The organism is Paenibacillus liaoningensis, from assembly GCF_059609455.1.
The window spans coordinates 164839-186750 of the sequence record NZ_JCAALU010000017.1 but is presented as its reverse complement, the minus strand read 5'-3'; the positions used below and the strand labels follow the sequence as shown (position 1 = coordinate 186750).

Genomic DNA, 21912 nt, shown 5'->3' with positions numbered 1-21912 from the left:
TGCTTGACCCCCGGTAGAATCGAACCATTTTGAAGCTTGCCGTCTTCTCCTGGATACCATCTTTCCGGCATGGCCCCGTAAAGTCCAAAGATCCAGGCTCCGTCTCCAAGGGTGCTGCCAGTCATCTTATCCTTCATGGCAAAATCCAGGGCAAACGTATCCTTCTGCCCATTACCGTCTGGATCCTGATTGATGAAGGCATCCATGACCGTTTCCAGCTCTTCTATTGTAGTAGGTGCTTTCAACTTGAGCTTGTCCAGCCAGTCCTGACGGATCCATAAAACGTTGTTTGATTGCCCGTAATCTGTAGAAGTTCCTGGAATCGCCATCTTTTTACCGTCTCGAGTGACCGATAACCAGGGATCTTTTATATCGGCTAACGCACTTTTCCAAGCTGGAGAGGCATATTTCTCGAACACTTCTTCCACTTCCATAAACTTGCCCGAATCGATGAGAAGATTGGTGTTAGCGGGACTGCCCGACATTACGATATCTGGCAATTCGTCATTCGCAGAGAGCATGAGTTTCAATTTCGTATCATACGAACCATCCGTAGCGCCGCCTGTCCATAAAGTTTTAATCTGTACGCCAAACTTGTCCTCGGCCCAGCGGGTGAACACATTATCCGTAACGGACTCTCCTTCTCTATATTTAAAGCCCGGATTTACTCCCATAATTGTGGTAAACGACGCTGCCGGTTCAATTTTTCCATTCACGACATTTAGTGTTTTTGTTTCCATGTTCGCCTTTTTATTTTCGCCGCTGCCCTGATTATTGGTATTACTGCAACCCAATATCCCTGTCGTTAGCAGCGTTGCAGTAAGTGCTGTGGTCAGCACTCTCGTTTTCATGTTCATGTAGAACCCCCTGATGATGTTTTTTGAATTCACTTTAATTATAAAAATTTGCACACGGTTATTAAATAACGCTTTCGCAACATCACATATCGTATTCTAAACAGGCGTGATAGAGGAATTTAAACATCAATATCGCATTCCAAAGTTATGTTCATATTCCAAGTGATACGCATTGCCATTGGAAGCACAAATTCATATAATGGGGTTACCTCTTTGCAAAGGATTGTTGTCATGTTAAAGCAATATCGAACCTTTCTCAGCGCGGTAATTATTATTTTATTTTCAACAATAGTTGTCTTGACGATGTATTCTTACACCGTGGAGACTAGTTTAGGCACTGTGAAAAAGGATATTGAAACGAACAACCTGAACCGACTGCGTATCTTGGTCAATTCCTTAGATTACAATGTTGAGCAGCTTGACATGCTGTCTGTTGCTCTAAATGCGGACTCCAAAATGGGGCTGCTGAAATCTGTGGACCTGATGGATAATTACGATCAGGATCAGCTTATGCTTGATCTCTCGGACAAAATGAAACTGCAAAGCTTTACACAGGGCTGGAATGTCCAAATTGACATTTACTCAACCCTGCTGAACAAATGGGTAGGTTCATCTCAAAACCAGTCACCCCCACCAGCTGACTTGGCAGAAGGGCAATGGATATTGGATAGGTCACAAAAGTTATTCTCCATGTACAGGAAATATGATCAGTTTACGGTTCGGGTAACCTTTCCTAAGGCTAATTTGGAAAATATGCTAGACTCGGCCAAGTTAGAAAATAATGATCCCTTTTTTTATTACTCTGATTCCATCATCATAGCAAACCGTTCCTTTCATACCACTCAAGTCCAGGAACTGGTCTCCAAAATGTCACCAAAGATGCGGGATAAAAACGAAGGAACCGAGTTAATAACAGCCGGTAATATAGATTATATGGTCAGTTTTTTGAAAGCGGAAACATTAGGTTGGTACATGGTGGATTATGTTCCTCTGGACAAAGCGCTCCAACCCATTGTAAGGACACAAGTCTTCTTTTACATCACCTGTGTTCTGTTATTTTTGTCCGGAATGGTAACGGTTATTTTTTTCTACCGGAAAGTACAAGTCCCCATTCTCACCTTGCTGAAAGGTGTCCGTCATCTACAAAAGGGTGACTTCTCGCACCGGATCAGCAGAACGTCCAATGCTGAGTTTGCTATTCTTTATCACAATTTCAACCATATGGCACAGCAAATCGAAGACTTGATTGAAAATGTATACAAAGAAAAAATCATTTCAAGAGAAGCATTGGTTAAACAACTGCAGGCTCAAATTAACCCGCATTTTTTATATAATTGCCTGTTCTTTATCAACAATATGAACCGTATGGGAAATGACGAAGCTGTGAATGCCATGACCCAGAACCTGGCTGAATATTTCAGATATACAACGCGGATCAACGATCCGCTTACCACCCTTGAAAAAGAAATTGGCGTTGTCCGTAATTATCTTAATATCCAGAGTTTGCGAATCAACCGCCTGCATACGCAAATCAATATTCCGGAATCCATGATGTCCTTGCTTGTTCCCAAGCTGCTTATTCAACCGTTGGTAGAGAACAGCGTAATTCACGGAATTGAGAAGAAGCAAAGTGCCGGGCTTATCCACATATCCGGTACTGACGTTGGAGACCGGTACTCTTTGGTCGTAGAAGACGACGGGAGAGGCATGCAGCCGGAAGAGATCCAGAGCCTGCTGCACCGAATTGAACAACCGCTGGATGAGACAATGGGCTGCGCCTTATGGAACATACGGCAACGAATGCTTATTCAGCTAGGCTCCAAAGCGAGCTTGAATATTGCTCAGAGTAAGCTAGGTGGAATTCGCATTGAGCTGATCTGGGATAACAGCAACCCATCGGAGGAATAAAGCCTGTTTGTTGGCGTACGTAAGATTCTGCGGCTTTAAAGTTGGAATAAAATAGCATACCAACAGGAAAGCAACCATTTCAATTGTTCTCCTATATTATTTTGTTTGAGTCATATTGAAATTCTTCCCCTTTCAAAATTATTCATTGCAGTAATAAGCATAAGGCAGCAATATAAACTGAAAATTCACAAGTAAGAAGTACGGTTATCAACTAATGATTGACGATGAACGAAAATCCTGAAAAGAGGAACGGCAGTAGGAGCGGGATTGTATCCAACTCCTACTGCCGTTCTATCTTACAGTCCTATGCTTTGCTAATCATTTCTCAATGTGGAACCCTCACGTGGAGAACTGCTGGAGCGCAGCATCCATCTGCTCAATAACGCTATCAGGCTGACTGTTTAATTCTCTCAAGACCCATTTTGTAATTTCCGTTTAGGGTGAAGATATGTTGGCTGGATTTCCCAAAGGTAGATCGTATGATTTCTTACGATACAAACTCTATTGTTGCTTTTAAGGATGCAAGACTTAAAGACCATGATTCCTTCTTTTTCACCCCAGAAGCAAATGTAATCCTCCTCTTGTTTGATACTGAATTGGCGAGCTGAATGAGGATCTTCTCTCGAGTAACGATGATTTAAAATAAGCCGGAGCAGAATTAGCACATGAATCATGCTCCGGCAGGTTAGTCATAAGCTTCGATCGTCCTAATTTAATGGATCTACCGTTTCCGGATTATATTTATCAGATTTACTAGATTCATCTGTATCCGTCCCTTTGATAGCTCGCCAGTCTTAATGGCTTGTTCGATCGGAGTGACAAAGCTGTCATCAGGTCTCCCGGGTGCGATCCAGCTGACACCCGCGTTAACCAAAGCAGGCATTCCTTCATCGCCATAGCCGTTCCAGTCTGTCATGACATAGCCAGTAAACCCGAATTCATCACGCAGAATGCCCTGAAGCAAATCCTCGTCGTTCGAGCAATATGCACCGTTTGCAGCATTGTAACCCGTCATAACCGTGTCCGGCTTATTTACTTCAAAAGCAGCCTCAAACGCAGCCAGATACAGCTCTCGTGCCGTCCTTTCGCTCATAAGGCTGTGATTCATATTTCGCATCATCTCGGCATTGTTGGCAAAAAAATGTTTCATACAGCTTGCAATCCCGCCAGCTTCTAAGCCACGGCTCTCTTGACCAGCCATACGTCCTGCCAGAAACGGATCTTCACTAAAATATTCCGTATGCCGCCCGCAGAGAGGATTTCTCTGAAGATTAAGAGCTGGAGCCAAAATACAGTGTAAATTCATACCTTTTGCCTCATGCGCTATGGCCAGCCCTTCTGCGTAGGATAACTCCTCGTTGAAGCTGGCACAAATCGTAGTGGAGACTGGAAACCCGATGTTAGGTTCAAACATATTCAGTCCATTATTCCCATCGGCAAAGAAGTATTCCGGAATTTCATATTTAGCCAAAGCCCCTTCACTGTAAAGAGTTCCGGCAAAACCGTTATCCTCCATTCCCCAGCCCGTGCGGCCTCCAACTGCCAGGCGCGCCAGCTCATATTCATTCATCTGGGCTACGAAAGGCACCACGAGTTTTGGATCCTTGACAACGTCAGAAAACTTAATCAAATCTTTACTGTTATGCTCCAGAGGAACTTCATTGCCTCTTTCCACCAAACGTGCAGTTTTGAATGGAAGAGTCCCGTTTGCTTCATCAGCACGGTAAGCCTTCGTCAGCTCACCTTTTGGATAGGTTCCAGCGAGATCTTTGACAGACAGCTCTTTAATAGGAAAAGGAGGAACCAACCTGTTCTTTGTCTTTGAAACTATAATTTTTTCATCCATATCTATAGACCAGATGGCTGTAGCCCTATTCGGTGCTCCTCCAAGGAAGAAATGAATCGTTCCCGCCTCAATGACCCAAGCAGCCTCTGATTCGTCATAGGATTTAAGACGGTATTCATTTATCTCTAAACGAACGGTTTCAGATTCACCTGGGAGAAGCTCCTTACTTTTAGCGAATGCAACCAGACGCTTGTCAGGCTGCTCCAGTCTTCCGCCTTCGTAGTGTGCATACACCAGAACCACTTCCCGGCCGGCTCTGACACCTGTGTTTTTCACTTCGATCTCCAGACTTGAGCTGCATTCCCCCGTGGTTACCGCGGATTTCAAACTCATATCAAATGTTGTATAGCTAAGGCCATGTCCAAATAGAAAGGCTGCAGGCTTGTTAAAACTATCAAAGTAACGATAGCCTACATAAAGACCTTCTTCATATACGGTTGTAATATAGCTCAAGGACTGCCCGTCGTATTTATGAACGATCTCTTCCTTGGTCAGAAAGTTCCGTGAACTAGGGTAATCATGGTAGTCGTATGCCCATGTATTGGGCAGCTTACCTGATGGATTAACCGTTCCCTCCAGAATTTCTGCGAGGGCGCGGCCTCCAGCCATACCAGAAAGACCAGTCAGCAGAACAGCGTCCACTCCATACTGGTCAATCCAGCTTGACTCGATCGGATAGGCTACGTTCAGAACTGCAACTGTTTTTTCAAAAGCAGAAGTTACCTGTTTGATCAAATTCCTTTCATCATCGGTCAGATAATAACCGCCTTTGTCCTTTGGAGATTCATGTGCCTCACTACTGCCACGAGTTAGAAAAATTACAGCAGTTTGACTACGTGTTTTGGCTTCTTCGATTATACTTTCAGGAGGGAAAATATCCTTTTCGTCCGTAAAAAAGTCATACAGCTCCTGATTAAGTACTAACGATGAGTATTTGTCGATGCCTTCCTTTACTCTGATTCCGTATCGGGGATTAATTTTGCCTGCTCCCAGACAACCCAATCGGAATACGATAGCTCCTGAACCAAAAACGTTAACATAGCTGCCAGATGCTAAAGGAAGAGCATCGTTGTCATTTTTAAGCAGCACTGCTCCTTCACGCGCAGCCTGAAGGACAATGGCATCATGTTCGGGGTAGCGCATTCCTGGCTCTATCCGTGGCAAAGTTTTCAATTTAAAGGTATACTCTGGAATTTCATTGCCTTCCGTGTCATAGGCTCCTGCATAACGAATCTCATATTCTTTGTCATAGACAAATAAATACTTGCGCACGACGATACCTACAAGTTGTCCAAACATATTCGTTGGCTTTTCAATGATTGGAGCTTCTGTCATTATTCCATCAATATAGATCATTCCAGGCCGCTCCGGATCAATGGTCATGGAGGATTTGATACAGTAACAGCCGGAATAGACCAGTGAAATCATAGATTCCCGGCGGTCCATATCGTCGATATTATAATCGGGTGCTGTAAAAAGGGACATTAGTGCCTGCTCTTTCTTTTGCAATCCCGCCAATAGTTCAAAAGTTCCATCGTTTTGCATAACATATCCCTCGTTTCAGTATTATTTCTTATCAAGTAATTCAAGGCCAACATCTTGTATATTGCCATTCATTGCATTCCACAACCAATCTCTCAAGCAATAGCCATGTGATAGAGGTTTAGAGAAACTTTCATCTTGTATTAAACAATGCTGCGTACCCAACTGCTCAGGGTCTGCACCTGGAGCTGGAGTATCAAACAAGAAGATACCGATATTTGCAATTCCAACCTTAAGCTCCTGAACCATATCCTTCAGATCCTTTTGGAACTGGATAGCTTTATCTCTATCGAACTTTAACTGTCCTTGATCCACATAATGCTGATATCTAGCTAATTCATTATCTCTTACGGAACAGATATAAAGATATTTAACTTTATCTCCCTTATCGGCATATAGTCCACGTAACCAATCCAGACATATGTTATGGCTATTCAACAGCTTCCATATCGCTTCATCAGCATGCCAAATATTTTGAGCGATATGTTTCCACTCGTCATGTAACAACAATGAAGAATCAGGGCAGCAGGTTACATCTTCACATTCCGGAAAATAGCTCATTATGTCCGAAGCTAACGCTGAAGCTCCAAAGGCTCCTGCACTTGTTCCGATAATTAAAAGTTTTTCCGGGGAGACCACGTGCTGTATAACTTCATCCAGAAGCATTCGATAATTCCTGTATCCATGATGATGTACCACCGCAGGAGAGCCATCCGGAGCGGTATAATGAAAATCCCCATTTCCCACATGAAAGTCACCAGTCACATAGCCGACGAAAATACAATTCCAATTTCGATACGGATTATCTATTGCCTGGTCGAAGATTCCTTTATTTAATATCAAATCAATTGCTGGCAGCAGATCAACACTAGAATAAAAATTCTCCACTTCTCCTGCAGAGATATCAAGTACAGTTGGCCTAGCTGCAGTATACTCATTGATTGAAACTCCGCCACCAGAAAAGCTGACGATTAGATTGGGCTCTGTGCCTTTTCTATAGTACCCCCAATAAGGAGAGCCATTTGCCGATACCGCTCCAGGAATCGGTACCCGATACCATTGTCCAATCTCTGGGTCGCCCTCTAATACCGGAAATTTATTTGCTTTAGCAAATACCAGAAATTCTTCAATACTATTAAACATAATACCCCCTCCTTAGTAACCGTGCCTTTGACCGCATTAAATTTCAAGTATCGTGCTGCAGGAAACCCTCGTCTCTACTGTTGAGAACACCCAACCTTACCCTCATTATAGTTTCGATTCATTTCATCTTGATATACAGCAATATAAACATCAGTATCGCATTCTTAAGGCTGGTGAAAAAAACGATTCTGCTACCGGCTCCTCAAACAGACTGTTAAAGAGCTTGGAATAAGTACCTTGCTTTTCATAAGCTTGGTTAGCAAAAATTCATGTAACCGCTTAACATATTAAATTCGCAGCCTCTGCAGAGAATGCAATATAGCAAACTCATCAATAAGCTCAATTTCCCGCCTATGAGCTTCCTGCACAATTCCTTCATGAACGGATAGATCAAATCTGAATAGATTGGATCTAGGGTATCTTAAGTATTTTTTTCATCACAACACCTTCCTCTTAACAAATACTAAAGCTGTTTGATCTCATTAATAATCTCTAACGCAAGGTCTTCACTCTGAGGAACAACACCGAAGGCAGCACCTCCATTACTGCTGTGAGTTTGTCCCTGATAACGTATCATCCGTACAGGTACACCCGCTTTAGCCAGCTGGCTGCCGTAAAATTCACCTTGCAGGCGTAAAGCATCAAACTCGTTCGTAATAATTAGCGCTTTCGGTAAACCTTCAAAGCTCTCCGCCATCATCGGCGAAATATAAGGATGGGTCGGATCCGCATCACCTATGTATGCGTTAATCATGATGTCCATATAGGTATCATTATTTGGATCTTTCACTTCCGGAACATATTTTTTCGTTTCAGGAGCAACATAAAACTGTGATGGGTCCCATTTGTACCCTGGCGCTCCCTTTTTGGCACAAAAGACTACCGGTACAATCGGAACTTGCAATGCAATTAAAGAAAGTCCTTCATCCCGGGCTTTTAATGCAAGGACGGTAGTGAAATTGCCCCCCCCACTGCCTCCGCCTACCGCGATTTTTGTCTTGTCAATGCCATAAGTATCAGCATTATCGTATATATGCTTTAAAGCATTGTAGCAATCATTCAGACCATTAGGAAACTTAAACTCTGGGGATAATGAGTAATCAATATCAAACACCACAGCATCTGCTTTCTCAGCAATTAATCTAAGCACATTGTCATTTGGAAGCGGGCTTCCAGCGAACCAACCACCACCATGAATATGGAAGAAAGCAGGACGAAGCTCTTTCACCCCAGGCACACTGTAGCGCCAAAGTCCCACCTTGTTCCCTCCAAGTTCCAGTTCCTCAAACTGCACATCTATATCCTTCTCAAAACGGTCCTCCAGAAATGTGTTGATTTGACCATCTGCTTCTTTTTTCATCATGGTGCGAAGAGCAATCAACAATTGATCAGGACTCATTTGCTGCATCATGGCGTTCAAAGTATCATTTGTATTGGCTGTGATGGCTCCGTCTTCACGTGTCAGTGCGGTTGGATTCATCGTTTCGATAACCCAGGGATCCATATAACCTGCCCTGTCTTCTCCGGGGCTCTTTTTCACAACGATCTCTATACCATATTGCTCGACTGTTTCATGCGCGTTTTGCAGTTGAATAATATCTTGCTCATTATATTTTCTTATCATAATGCCCCTCCAAAATTATATTTACCGCTTCCAAGAAAGGATGTCCCGCCATCATTAGGTACAATTCCCAGTTGTCACTTTTTCATTTCAATTTCATCTTTTGCGGTCTTACTTTAAGCTCAGTCTGCATCTTCTATGACTCCTTTTCCGTCATTTATATATGTGTCAATTAAATAGTAAACTAAAGGCTAGGAAGCAGATATAAAGGAATTGAAACAATAACATCGTTATCTTAAGCTTCACGGAAAAAATACAGCAGATTCTTTATTTTTCCAGCAGGTCTTTGTATACTCACTTTATGCTTACCTCTTCTGTAGTTCTTCGGATTGTTCGGATCTCCGGTTCATATATTGCAATCTCAGGATAATGATAAACTTGTCTCTCATAACATAGTTGCTGTAAAAAAATGCAGCACCCTGTTGTATGTTAACAGAGTGCTGCATAACGAATCATTAAACTAATATTGTTTATCTAATAGATTTAACCCATAACTTTTTACATTGCCGTTTACAGCATCATACATCCATTCAGCAATACTCTTATCATCCGTTATTTCTTTAAACACTTGAGGCACAACTAATATGGTATGTTGAGTTAATTGTGTATCTTTCTCGATCGCTCCTTCAAAAATAAACACTCCAACACCTGGTATTTTTTCTTGAAGATCCTTAACCATTTCTTTTAAATCACTTTGAAAAATATCTCCTCTTTCCTTGGAAGTTGCAAGAGTTCCGTCACTTACATAGCCTTGATATTTAGAAAGCATTGAGTCTCTTACAGAACAATCAAATAAAATTTTGACTCTATCATTATAATTTTCTTTTAAAGCAACTAAGCTATCTAGAGTAATATTGTCTGTTGTTAATCTATCAGATATTTCTTGTGGAGCATGCCATAACTTCTCAGCCGTTTCATGCCATTTATCATATAAAAGAAGTGAACTATCTACGGCAACAGTTATATTATCAGTATTAGGAAAATGACCAATGATATCATCAGCAAGCAGTGCTGTGCCAAATCCGCCAGCAGAAGAACCGGTAATTACTAAAGCTTCCGGATCATTATTGATGTACTTCAATGCCATATTCAGCATTTTTGTATAGTTACTATAACCATAATGATATTTTACATCTTTTGTACCGTCTTCTTTTACATATTCATATGCTCCAGTTCCAGCATGAAAGTCTCCTGTTGAATAGGGTACTACAATTACAGTCCAATCTTTAAAAGGATTTTTATTTTGAGTTCCACTAATACCCCATTTGGCCATGACATCTCCGTCTTCGCTAGCTACATTATAAAAGCCATTTTTAATACCTTTTATATTTGGTCTTTGTTCCGTGTACTCATCTATACTAACTCCGCCACCATAGAACTCAATTAAGACTTTATTTTCTTTTCCAATTCTAATATTTCCGTGCCACTGTTCACCCAAAGCAGACTTAGCGTCATCTGGATAAATATTATACCATTTTCCAACCTCAGGATTCTCCGGTAACTCTGGAAATTGAGCTGTGAAATAATGTTTGATTACAAAAAAACCACTAACACCTATTGCAACAATTATCAGAAAAATTATAGCTGTTATTTTCAAACCTTTATGTTTTTTCTTTTTTTTATCTTCTGCATTCATAATTGCCTCCTAAATTTCTAGTAATATACACCGCCGCCATAAAAATGCTAACGCCATTTTTTGATACAATGAAAAGTTTCCCCCTCATTTTCATTTGCTTCCTCATGTTTTTTTCTTGTCTTTATTCGTTATATGTTGCAACGGCTCTAGTATAGCTATATAAAATAAACCGAAAATCAACTGATAAGTTTATCTTAAACAAAAAAAGCATTGACCAAATTTCACATACGATAAAGAGGCGTTGCCTCCAAGTGATGTCGGAAGTAAAAGCGCCGGTTTCCCGGCGCTTTAGCATATCTTGACTTATATAATTCAGTAATAACACGTGAAAGCTGCTTATATTTGTTGACTTGCCCTTCACACCACGCTACTTGCTTTAAATCCGGCTCGAATGTATTCAGTGAAGTTTTCAATCATGTGCCAGCGCTCCTACTGGACAAATATAAAGTCCTTCCTCTGTCCAGCAGATTATCGCACATTGGAGAATTGCGTCAGCGCTGCATCTATCTGTTCAATGGCACTTTCCGGCTGGCCGATCATTGTCATCAAATCCCTAAGCTTGATACTCTTGAAAAACGGGGTCATATTCGACCCTTTTTCCGTTTTCTGCGCTACAATCACGTCCAGAACCGCAATGACCTCGGTCAGCAGCTGCTGCACTTCAACCGGCTGCTTCCGCAAATGGGCCATGGTGCAGTCTGCAGACAACATCTCATCCCAGTCTCCGCTAACTTTACCAGAACAAGCAGGGGCACCGAGGCCGTCCGCCTGCAGTGTGCCGAACACATCTTTCAGCCATTCAATGCTGTCCTGTACCCAATGCGAGACACGATTGCAATTTTTATTAGGATTCAAGTAGCTTTCACCGGTGCTAAATCCATGCATACCATAGGCATAGATATGAGACTCAAACATAATTCCATTGTCAAGCAGCGCCTTTTCAAAGTCCACCGTATCCTGCACTGGCACAATACTGTCATCCCGAGTGGCGAACAGGAAAAAGGGACAGGTATCTTTGTCGACATCATTAATCGGCGAAGGCATTCCCGGCTGGCACATATCTGCTGTTTCTTGTGATAGAGCCGCGTAACCGAGGATAGCCGCATTCGGCCGGTGCTTACCTTTAGTGGCTGCACAAGCGGCCAGATGTCCGCCAGCCGAAAATCCGAGCACCGCGATCTTGTCCGTCTGCACATGCCATTCATCCGCCTTGCTAAGGATCAGCTCCATAGCCTGCTCGTAATCATTGAGTGGATTGGGCCAATCCTTGTGCTCTCCCGTAGAATAACGAAGAATGAAGGCTTGAAATCCGGCCTTCATATAAGGAGCAGCGACAACCTCTGCTTCCCGGTCAGAGCAGAAGCTATATCCACCGCCAGGCAGAATCAGAATGGCTGGGCGCTTCTCCAGCTTGCCAAATTCGCCGCCTACATCTTGAATCCAGGCCGAAAATTTCACATTTCGCGATTCATTCAAAATCAATTCATGCATTTTCATAACATTCAGACTCCCTTTCCAATAATGATAGATGGCTCTGTTTGGGCTTCCGTCAGTCGGAGCGCTATTTGGATAATGCGTGCGGCACAATCCTGAACTTCCTTACGTGTTAGTGTGACAGCTTTGTTCGTGCCAGCAAGGGCCGTCAGCACATCCGTGTAATCCGTTTCGCCACCGGGCATCATCACATCGTTGCCAGCCTTAATGCTCTTTGCTGCCGTAGAGTAAGGATACTTTTTAACCCCATGTTGAACACCGCCAACGACCCAGTCCGACATGACTATCCCGTCAAAGCCCCATTCCTCGCGTAAAACACCGTCGATAATGTCTTTACGCTCAGAGGTGTGAACCCCGTTGAGTAAATTGTAGGAGGTCATTAAGGTGTGGGGCTGTGATTCTTCGATGCAGATTTTGAACCCACGCATATAGATGTCCCGCAGAGCTCGCTCGCTGACGACACTGTTGGAGCGGAAACGGTTGGTTTCCTGATTGTTAGCTACGTAGTGCTTAATTGTTACACCACAGCCGGGATGACGCTGCACACCCAGCGTAATGGCTGCAGCCACTCTGCCACTGATAAGCGGGTCTTCGGAGAAATATTCATAATTCCGGCCGCATAGTGGACTACGGTGTATGTTAAATGCCGGAGCAAGCCACAAATGCACACCAAAGCGCTCCATCTCATCACCTACGATATCACCGCAGGCTCGGCAGAAATCCAGATTCCAGCTTTGAGCTAGAGCCGTACCGATAGGCAGCGCGGTACAATACTGGTCTAAAATCCTGCCACTACGCTCCGCTCCGCCCGATTTTTGCAATCCGAGAGCCTGCATCACCGTATCATCCATAAAATCAAGAAGTGCCGACGGAATTGAATCTCCTACGGCATAAACGCCCGATTCATCCACACCGTACTGACGGCTGAGCCGCAGACCAGCCGGACCATCTGACATGACAAGAGAAGGAACGCCCTTTTCTTTCAGCCGCGTGGTGGTCTCCCCAGCCGCACCTGCTACCGCAAAGGCTGCATTGCCGATGACGCTGCCGCTCTCGTTGCCGGAGCGATAATGCCCTACACAGAGCCAGGCCAATTCACTGTCTGATAGGCCTTCGACCAGATCCCGTACGGCTGAGTCGATTTCCGGCACAACAGGCTTCAACACTGCGGCAAAAGCATTTGCACTAAGATCCAATACCGGAGCATTGGCTCTTTCATCGGCTTCCCCGGCATAAGTCCATTGCTGCGCTTCCGGCTTCCAGTCGTCGAAATCCGGCGTGCCGCCTGCGTGGGACAGTTGCCGTATAATTAACTCTTGGTCCATCCGAATGATGCCGCAAATACGGGTGTCCCGGCTGCTGTTTCCTACGCGCAGCAGATAATCACCCGCTTCCAGCACATCAACGGCCCGCTCTGTGTCGAATGAGGACAACTCTTCCATTGCAAAGCTCAAGGTAACCTGCTGAGACTGCGCTGCAGCCAGCTCTTCGGTCTTGGCAAAGGCCGCGAGCGTCTGGAATGGTTGGTCCAGTTTGCCTGAAGGAACCGAGACGTACAGTTGAACTACCTCCTTACCAGAAGTAGAACCCATGTTTTTAACAGTTACGGTCACATTGACATGGCTGCCGTCCAATGAGACAACTGACTCAACAATACTGAATTGCGTATAGCCCAGACCGTAACCAAAGGGGAAAAGCGGTGTTTTGGCTGCGCTGTCAAAATAGCGGTAGCCGACATATACGCCCTCGCGGTAGCGGGTATCGTCCTCTTGGCCGAAATCTCCAATCTGGGAATAATCATCCCAGGCAGACCAGGTGGCAGTCAGCTTGCCGGAGGGATAGCTTTGGCCGAGAAGCACATCCGCGAGCGCATCGCCGGTAACCACGCCCAACTGGGACAAAATCAGGATATTCGGCACCTCTAGCACTGGTGTCAGGTCAACCACACCGCCCACATTCAGCACCAGCATGAAGTGACTATAGGTTTTTGCAAGATTCAAAATGTCACGAATCTCAGTCCGGGTCAGCTTCAAATCACCGTCTATAGCATTACGATCCGATCCTTCCCCCGAAATGCGCGAAAGCACGTAAATCGCCGTATCGCACACTGCCTCAAACGGCAGTTCATATTCCGGTTCCTGCATCACCGCGCCCATACCCAGCATGATCGCTGGAACGCCGGTGGCCTGAGCCTTGGACTTGATGCCAGCAACAAACTCCTGATGAGCCTGCTTCTGCACACGATCGTAACGATCCATCCAGTCCTTGGTGGTGATAGTAAACCCAGCATTCTCCAAGCCTTGCTCCACTGTGACATAGAACCTAGAGTTCACGTCACCTGATCCGGTACCGCCTTTGATCGTCTGGCGCGAGCCACTGCCGTACAGGGCGATCTCACCAATATTTCTAAGTGGGAAATCGCCATTTGTCTTCAACAGAACCATACATTCTGATGCATGATTACGTAAGGTATCGATGTGCTCCAATTCATAGGGGTATAATTCCAATAACGTCATTCTCCTTTTATTAAAAAGTATGGTGGCGTAAAAATTATTTATGCGTCAAGAAGTTCCATACCTACATCGGAAACCGTATCATTCACGGCACTCCATAGCCAATCCCGCAGGCTGATGCCGCCTTTGACTGGACGGGAAAATTCGGGATCGTGGATCAGCGTATGCATTGTCCCCATTAACTCTGGTTGTAAATTCTCAGTCGGGTTCTCGAACAGAAAAAAACTAATGCCGGGGATCTCATTCTTCAGCGTATCAACCATCTCTTTGAGATCCTTCTGGAATTTCAGGCAGTGTTCCCTCGTAATTTCCATAGTGCCACGATCAATATAGTGTTGATACATTGCGAAAGCACTATCTCTAATGGAATTAACATATAGATACCGTACATCATCCCCCTTCTCGGCATAGAGGGCGCGCAGCCAATCAAGAGTAATATTTGGACCCTGAAGCTGCTTCCAAATTTTTTCGTTCGACTGCCAGACATTTTGGGCTATTGTATTCCATTGGTCATAAAGAAGCAAAGCACTGTCAGGGCAGACAGTTACATCACGGCAATTAGGAAAATAACTCATGACGTCTGAGGCCAGAGCCGAAGCACCGAAGGCGCCCCCGCTTGTGCCGGTAATTAGCAGTTTTGCGGGTGTTGAAAGATGCTTTACTGCTTGCTCCATAAGCCCGCTGTAATTGGTGTAGCCATGATGATGCAGCACAGCTGGAGATCCGTCCGGTGCTGTATAGTGATAATCGCCATTCCCCACATGAAAATCACCTGTAGCATAGCTGACAAAGATGCAGCTCCAGTTCCGGAAAGGATTCTCCGGCGCATCATCAAATATTCCCCGGTCAAATGCCACATCGTTAAACGGTAATGAATTCTCGTCAAAATAAAAATTCTCACCCGGTACACTTAGTCGTGTTGGCCGCGCTGCCGTATATGCATTAAGTGATACGCCTCCACCTAAGAAGAACACAATGAGGCCTGACTCTGTTCCTTTTCTCAGATATCCCCAGTAAGGAGATCCTCCTGCACAAGTAGCTCCTGGAACCGGGACTCTATACCACTTTCCTGGATTTGGTACACCCTCCAATACTGGTAACTGATGCTCTTGCAGATACTTTTTATATGCATCAATATTATTATCCAACATAAGCTTCGCTCCTTTAAAGTTATTCTCCAATACAAAAAAGCGTGTTCATAATTGGCTCTAAAATAGAGTTAGTCATTCCGCTCTAACTACACTCTCACTTTTCCTGATAACGCTCCCATCCATACAACTACTTTCCAATAATGGAATCCAAACATGCATATTGTATTTGAAAGTTGCAGCCGATTTCCATTCTATAGACATCGCCAGCCGTTTCACGGATTCTTATAATGAGGGTTATCTCAACTGAAATGGGAGTCTAGCTACCAACCGAAGGAACCAAATTGTTAAATTGTGTACCAGATTCTAATTGTTTACAACAAATGTCATAGAGGGCTTAGTCAATTTTGAATCAAAGCTCACGAATTGCTTTGACAATTTCGAAGGCGCAATCCTCACTCTGTGGAACGATGCCGAATGTACTGTTGCCAACACTGCTATGGGTCTGACCTTTATAACGGATAATCCGCACAGCAACATTCGCCTTGGCCAGCTGGCTGCCGTAAAATTCACCTTGAAGGCGAAGTGCGTCAAATTCGCTGGTTATGATCAGAGCCGGCGGCAGGCCCGTAAAATTTTCTGCCAGCATGGGTGACGCATACGGATCTGATGGATCGGCATCTCCCAGATAACCAGCTATCATGATATCCATATGCGGATCATGTTGGGGGTCCTTAATCTCAGGGACGAACCTTTGTGTCTCAGGTGCAACTGTAAATTGAGACGGATCCCATGTGTAGCCAGCGGCAGCTCCATCCTTTGCTAAAAGAACTGCAGGAACCATCGGAATTTGCAATGCAATCAAGGGAAGACCTTCGTCCCGGGCCCGGAGCGCGAGTGCAGTGGTATAATTGCCGCCCGCGCTTCCGCCTCCTACAGCGATCCTGTTCTTATCAACACCATAAACTTCTGAATGTTCGTGAATGTGCTTCAAGACGTTATAGCAATCATTCAGGCCATTTGGATACTGGAACTCCGGTGACAGGGAATAATCAATATCAAATACTACTGCATCCGCTTTTTCGGCAATGTATCTCAAGAAATTATCGTTCCCTCTGGGATGGCCCGCAAACCAGCCTCCGCCGTGAATATGAATGAAGCAGGGACTTAAATTGTTTTCATTACCCGGCACACTATACCGCCAGAGTCCTACCCGGTTTCCGCTAAGTATCAGTTCCTCCAGTTGTACGTCGATATCGCGTTCGAACCACTCCTCTTTGAAGGTAGAATCAGTAGCTGAACCTTCCATCACATTACGAAGGGCAACCAAAAATTGCTCTGGACTCATTTGGCTCATCATTGCATCCAGTGTTGCGTTTGTGTTCTCTGTAATAGCTCCATCAGCCCGGGTAAGTGCTGCCGGATTAATGGTTTCAATTACCCATGGATCCATATAACCCTCCCGCTCTTCGCCGGGAATCTTTTTGATCTGGATCGTAACTCCGTTTAACTCAACAGTTTCATAATTATCCTGCAAGTGTTTAAGATCGGATTCATCATATTTCCTCATAACTATCCTCCCTAAATAATATTGTCTACTTAAAAGAGTGCCAGAATATCGTGAATAGTTTTATAGGGATCATATTTCCAGGTACATTTCTCGTCAAATAACATTGTTTTCTTATCTTCCACGGTGAATTCAGGCCAATCCAGCTCATCCGTTTCCGGAGAACCGGTCCGGGCAAAAGAAGCAAAGGAATGGGCCAAGAGCCGTGAAAGCTTCTCAGCTTCTTCATGATAAACAGCACGAAAAATCAATGGTAATTCAGCTGTATGCCACGCACAAGCCAAACCTTCCATGCCAGGTATCGGAGTATCATAGGTCGTCATATAATGCCATACCGGCGCAGTCTTTTGCCCTGCTTTTGCAATGGCCGATTTATAGGCTCCCCCTCCTAGAAAATGACGCATGGAAACAATTTGCACTAAAATCTGCCATGGACGTTTTTGGTCGTTGCACGCATTCCGGAAGGTCTGGATTAGCGTGTCTACATTACTTTCTGACAGGCCTTTTAAGGATTGCACCTCCGCAAATTCTTGATTAAGCAGTTCTGTTCTTACATCTTCCCAAGTCATCTTTGGATTCTTTAATAAGTCCATATGCAGTTCTTCCTCTGAAGCACCTACCAGAAGCGGCACCTCTGCTGAAACAGCATAGGCTTTATACTCACGTTCAACATTAAATGGAATATGTACCCCATCCGGTGTTGGATAAAAAGGAGTAGTGTCTTCCTGTATCAACCTTAACCCTCGAAGACTATCCGTTATCGTTTCTGCAGGTAATTCCAGAAGCTTTCTCCAGTCCTCTTTTGCAATCCCCAATTGTTCCAAAACTTTCAAGGTTTCTGCCGTCCCTTGTTCTTTTGTTTTGGCTCCGATCGGAATGGATCCGCTAATATTAATTGCTTTTGAAAAAAGGCCTTTTGCAGCAGGCATCGCCATCAGGTGTCCGATTTTTATTCCGCCGCCGGATTCACCAATTAAAGTAACATTAGCTGGATCACCGCCAAACTTTTGAATATTGTTCTTGACCCACTGCAGAGCCATAACCAGGTCTAACTGCCCTACAAGTCCAGAATTAGCGTATGCCTCATCAAACTCTCCAAGATACAGTCCGCCAAAAATATTTAATCTATGATTAACGGTCACAATCACTACGTCTTCTTCATCCACCAACGAATCACAAATGGCTGCGGTTACTGCACCCGAGCCGGATGTATAACCACCGCCATGAATATAAACCATGACCGGCCGTTTTTTCTCATCAACTCCAGGAGTTACCACGTTCAGTACTAAGCAATTCTCATCGCAATATTCTTTACTCTTGTCAAACGGAATGCCTCCGGTAAAATGATTCCCATAATCCAGCAGTATTTTTCTCACTGGTTCCGGTACTCCTTCAAGTGACCCCTGCTCTTGCATTGCAATAGGACCGTATCGCGTGCAATCCCATATACCGTCCCATTGAAGAGCGGGACGGGGCTCTTTGAAGCGGTATTCTCCATCGCAGTTGTCACCATAGGGAATCCCTAAAAAAACACCATTCCCATTCCGGTTAAACCCTTTGATTTTCCCGGTATTAATCTCTACAACCGGATTAGCTTCCTTAACCAGTGACCACCCTTTTTCTCCATATTTCATAGAAGTAACTCCCCCAATCCTAATCCATCACTTTGGATGAAGTTCTTATTTCCTAACATTTTATATCTTTCACTTTTTTCGTAAACCATCCTACTGCTCCCCTCATTTTCATCGGTCACAATATAATTATAGGTCCGGGTATTTAGCGGTTGATATAGAGGAATATAAACATACATATCTCGTTATTAAGTTGTCGGTACACAATTATAAAAAAAGCTGACGCCATTGTATTTCGGCGTCAGCAAAGCTAGTATCTTTGCCTGTATGATAAATTATCTCATTTAACTGAGTTGTACCATCAAGCCAGGTACTCGGGAGCAGGTTTTGGAAAATTCCCAAAGATCCGTTTCTCTTTCCTATAATTTTCCGGATTATTCGGATCTCCCGATTCATATACCGCTTGGTTCGGATAGGCGTATACAGGCCTTTCATATTCGTATTCGTCTAATAAAAAACCATTCAGCAAAGAGCCATTTTTAAAGGCAACAGGAAGTAGCCGTTCTGGAGCAATCCCCTCTTCTACCCATAAGGAAAGTGCGGTAAGCGCGTCATGCTCTCTATCCTTGGGCGTTGCCCGGAATCCGATTCCAATGTCCTGAACGCCTGGACCATCGAAGACATGAGCAAGCCCCGGGATGATGAAATACCGAAAGAACGATTGCGTATTCTCTAGACCGTTCTGCGCTTCGATCACCCGCTCATAGTATTGTAGGGAGTCCGTGTACGGGATAATCGGGTCGGCCGTGCCGTGCAGCATGATGATTTTTCCGCCGGCGTTCTTAAAATCCTGCAATTCTGTGCTATTTGCATTAAGAATCGGGGCCAACTGTTCGTCAACGAAATCTACATCATGATTAAAATCAAACTTCGTGAAGTCAAAGTCTTTGCCGAAAATCCAGCGGAATAGATAAAGGAAACCTTTAGCAAACTCATCCTTATTGCTTTGAGCGGAAAGCCCCAAAGGAAAACGCTCACTGCCATGTACATTAACCGGAGCAAAAATCCGTTCTCCTGTTACTGGGTTTACAGGACCGTTATAGATGATTTCCAATGCACGGATCTGTGTATCATTCAACAGTTTACCGTCTTTAAAAATATTCGTATTAACGGTTATCTGATCAGGCTGTGCCATAAAATGGTCTCCAGGGATGCATCCGCCTTCGGCGCCGTAATGCGCAAGGATCTGCTCCGTAACGGTTGCAGCCTGTTGTTCGTCAAACCCGGCATCCGGATCCTGTGTTAAGGCCAGCCAATTCCATATGAAAGCAATGTGTAAATGAGTACGATTATTGGCTGGTGCCGTTGCCAGAATCCCATTGTAATCTTCCGGATACCGTTGTGCCTCCATAAGGCCTTGCTGACCACCAGTGGAGCCTCCTGTAAAATAAGAAAATTTAGGCGCTCTACCATAAAACGCTTTAATAATTTCCTTTGCAACGACTGTCATAAGGTGCGTTGCCCGATAACCGAAATCAACCCATCTTTCCGGCTTACCTATAAGCATATCCGGGTCCGGGGAGGTCCCCATATCTGTATTGGCTGTAGCATATCCGCGACGGATTCCATTAATCAATGAAAATCGGTCTATGGTACCTGCGTGGCCCCCGTTTCCAGTCCCGAGGAAGTTACCGTTCCAATCGGTGAGTGGCATCCATACTTCGATCAAAATATTCGATTCGCCTTCCGGGTTCAATCGAACGCAAACGCGACAGTACTCTGGAAGTGGTTGCAACGGCAAGTTAAGACCGAAATCCGGCACACCAGCTTGCACAAATTCGATTTTTGTAATTTCTCCATTTTTAATTATCAGGGATTCCAGTTTCCCTCTTGCTTCGTGTTCAATTAACATGTCTATGCCCCCTCTCGCTTTTTCAATCTAATTTTAAGAGCCTCTTCGCTTTTCTAATGACCTATCACAAAAAATGCTTGTTTTTAAGCAGTAGCTTATTTCTGGACGACAAGGTGGACGTTACCGGACCATGTAATGTTCCCTTTACACGCGAGGATTCTTCATCCATGGACAGAAGCATCGCATCGTACACCTTTGAAATATTCAAGCGGATAATCGGACTCATAGCTCATGTAAGGCATTATCGAACGCAAAGACGCTGCTGGCTCGATTTTTCCATTCACGATATTCAGCTTCTTCGTTGCATCTGGTCTAGCCTCACCCTTCTCGGTCTCGTTACTGATATTTCCATTGTTGCAACTGATTAGCAGTAGTGAGCATCCCAACAGAAAGAACAGCAGCTACCCATTTTGATTTCACTTTCATTCAAACTCCCATTTTTAATTACGCTTTCATTATAGAAACATATTACCAGCCATGAAATAACGGATAAGCAACATTCGATATCTCAATCCAAACAACCATTCGGAAAGTGCTAGCTGCAACTCTTTTAATTTATATTCATTTGTGTTATCTAATTTCTTGTCAATATAAACACGAAGTGATGTGAAAAAACTCCCAATAAACTCATAGCGAGTTCCTCGGGAGCCTTACTTTGGTTAACACCGTCACCTTATAGCGCCGGCTTGAAAGCTGTTATTAAATCATTTTCTTTTAGTTATGGAATAATTTCGGTGTACATCTAAGTCGAACCATTCCTATCTTTAATTAGGGGTCCCGGGTTCGGATATAGTGTTCGTCCAAACGAATCATCGACCACATTGTTTGGCTAATTAGTCATTTATTAAATATATTTTGGAGCAACTCAATTTTATATTGTTCACCTGCTTCGGTATTTTCGATATCAACTACACTAACAGTCTTGCCGTTTTCATCCGTCTTCTCGACCGTATACCCATGATTAGTATCGAAGTATTTAATATTCGTATAAATGCCCACTTTCTCCAAGATCTTTGCATATCGTTCCCCCTGCAAATGAAAACGATCGGGCGTACCTATTCGCGACTTCATGGAAGCAGCTGACTTGAGCCAACCTTGCCGTAAATCGAGTACTCTCCCCTAGTTGGAGTTACCAAACCGCAAATCATCTTGAGAATCGTGGTTTACCCCGCTCCATTCCGTCCAACAAGGATTCCGAACACGTTACTTGGGAC

13 protein-coding genes are annotated in these 21912 nt (G+C 44.1%); 1 reads left to right on the top strand and 12 read right to left on the bottom strand.

Annotation, left to right across the window (positions count from 1 at the left end; all coding sequences use genetic code 11):
• A partial coding sequence (locus tag AC6B99_RS25675; protein WP_496664546.1) for a type 2 periplasmic-binding domain-containing protein occupies nucleotides 1-857 on the bottom strand: 857 nt, incomplete at its 3' end.
• A 231-nt stretch (nucleotides 858-1088) separates the two neighbouring features.
• Here AC6B99_RS25675 and AC6B99_RS25670 point away from each other — a divergent pair.
• Nucleotides 1089-2765 (top strand): sensor histidine kinase, encoded by a 1677-nt coding sequence (locus AC6B99_RS25670; RefSeq protein WP_496664545.1) that lies wholly within the window; start codon nucleotides 1089-1091, stop codon nucleotides 2763-2765.
• 721 nt (nucleotides 2766-3486) lie between these two features.
• Here AC6B99_RS25670 and AC6B99_RS25665 read toward each other — a convergent pair.
• From AC6B99_RS25665 to AC6B99_RS25615, 11 genes are all read right to left on the bottom strand, one after another.
• The gene (locus tag AC6B99_RS25665) at nucleotides 3487-6156 is read right to left on the bottom strand and encodes a glycoside hydrolase family 3 protein (RefSeq protein ID WP_496664544.1); all 2670 of its coding nucleotides are present in this window, start codon (nucleotides 6154-6156) and stop codon (nucleotides 3487-3489) included.
• Between the two features lie 21 nt (nucleotides 6157-6177).
• Nucleotides 6178-7296: a pectin acetylesterase-family hydrolase gene (locus AC6B99_RS25660; RefSeq protein ID WP_496664543.1), complete on the bottom strand. Its 1119-nt coding sequence runs from the start codon at nucleotides 7294-7296 to the stop codon at nucleotides 6178-6180.
• A 463-nt stretch (nucleotides 7297-7759) separates the two neighbouring features.
• Nucleotides 7760-8920, bottom strand: a complete 1161-nt coding sequence (locus AC6B99_RS25655; protein ID WP_496664542.1) for an alpha/beta hydrolase — start codon at nucleotides 8918-8920, stop codon at nucleotides 7760-7762.
• A 457-nt stretch (nucleotides 8921-9377) separates the two neighbouring features.
• Nucleotides 9378-10553, bottom strand: coding sequence for a pectin acetylesterase-family hydrolase (locus AC6B99_RS25650; protein WP_496664541.1), 1176 nt, complete (start codon nucleotides 10551-10553; stop codon nucleotides 9378-9380).
• Between the two features lie 468 nt (nucleotides 10554-11021).
• Entirely contained in the window at nucleotides 11022-12050 is a 1029-nt protein-coding gene (locus tag AC6B99_RS25645) for an alpha/beta hydrolase (RefSeq protein WP_496664540.1), read from the bottom strand.
• Nucleotides 12051-12055: 5 nt separating this feature from the next.
• Complete coding sequence (locus tag AC6B99_RS25640) at nucleotides 12056-14563, bottom strand: glycoside hydrolase family 3 protein (RefSeq protein ID WP_496664539.1); 2508 nt, start codon at nucleotides 14561-14563, stop codon at nucleotides 12056-12058.
• Nucleotides 14564-14601: 38 nt separating this feature from the next.
• On the bottom strand, nucleotides 14602-15711 hold the full coding sequence (locus AC6B99_RS25635; RefSeq protein WP_496664538.1) for a pectin acetylesterase-family hydrolase: 1110 nt from the start codon (nucleotides 15709-15711) through the stop codon (nucleotides 14602-14604).
• Between the two features lie 349 nt (nucleotides 15712-16060).
• Nucleotides 16061-17218, bottom strand: a complete 1158-nt coding sequence (locus tag AC6B99_RS25630) for an alpha/beta hydrolase (RefSeq protein ID WP_496664537.1) — start codon at nucleotides 17216-17218, stop codon at nucleotides 16061-16063.
• 29 nt (nucleotides 17219-17247) lie between these two features.
• Nucleotides 17248-18849 carry a carboxylesterase/lipase family protein gene (locus AC6B99_RS25625; RefSeq protein WP_056037702.1) on the bottom strand — a complete coding sequence of 534 codons (1602 nt, stop codon included), beginning with the start codon at nucleotides 18847-18849 and terminating at the stop codon, nucleotides 17248-17250.
• A 298-nt stretch (nucleotides 18850-19147) separates the two neighbouring features.
• On the bottom strand, nucleotides 19148-20698 hold the full coding sequence (locus AC6B99_RS25620) for a tannase/feruloyl esterase family alpha/beta hydrolase (protein WP_056037705.1): 1551 nt from the start codon (nucleotides 20696-20698) through the stop codon (nucleotides 19148-19150).
• Nucleotides 20699-21535: 837 nt separating this feature from the next.
• A complete protein-coding gene (locus tag AC6B99_RS25615; protein WP_496664536.1) occupies nucleotides 21536-21769 on the bottom strand; it encodes a hypothetical protein in 234 nt (77 codons plus the stop codon).
• Between the last annotated feature and the right edge of the window lie 143 nt (nucleotides 21770-21912).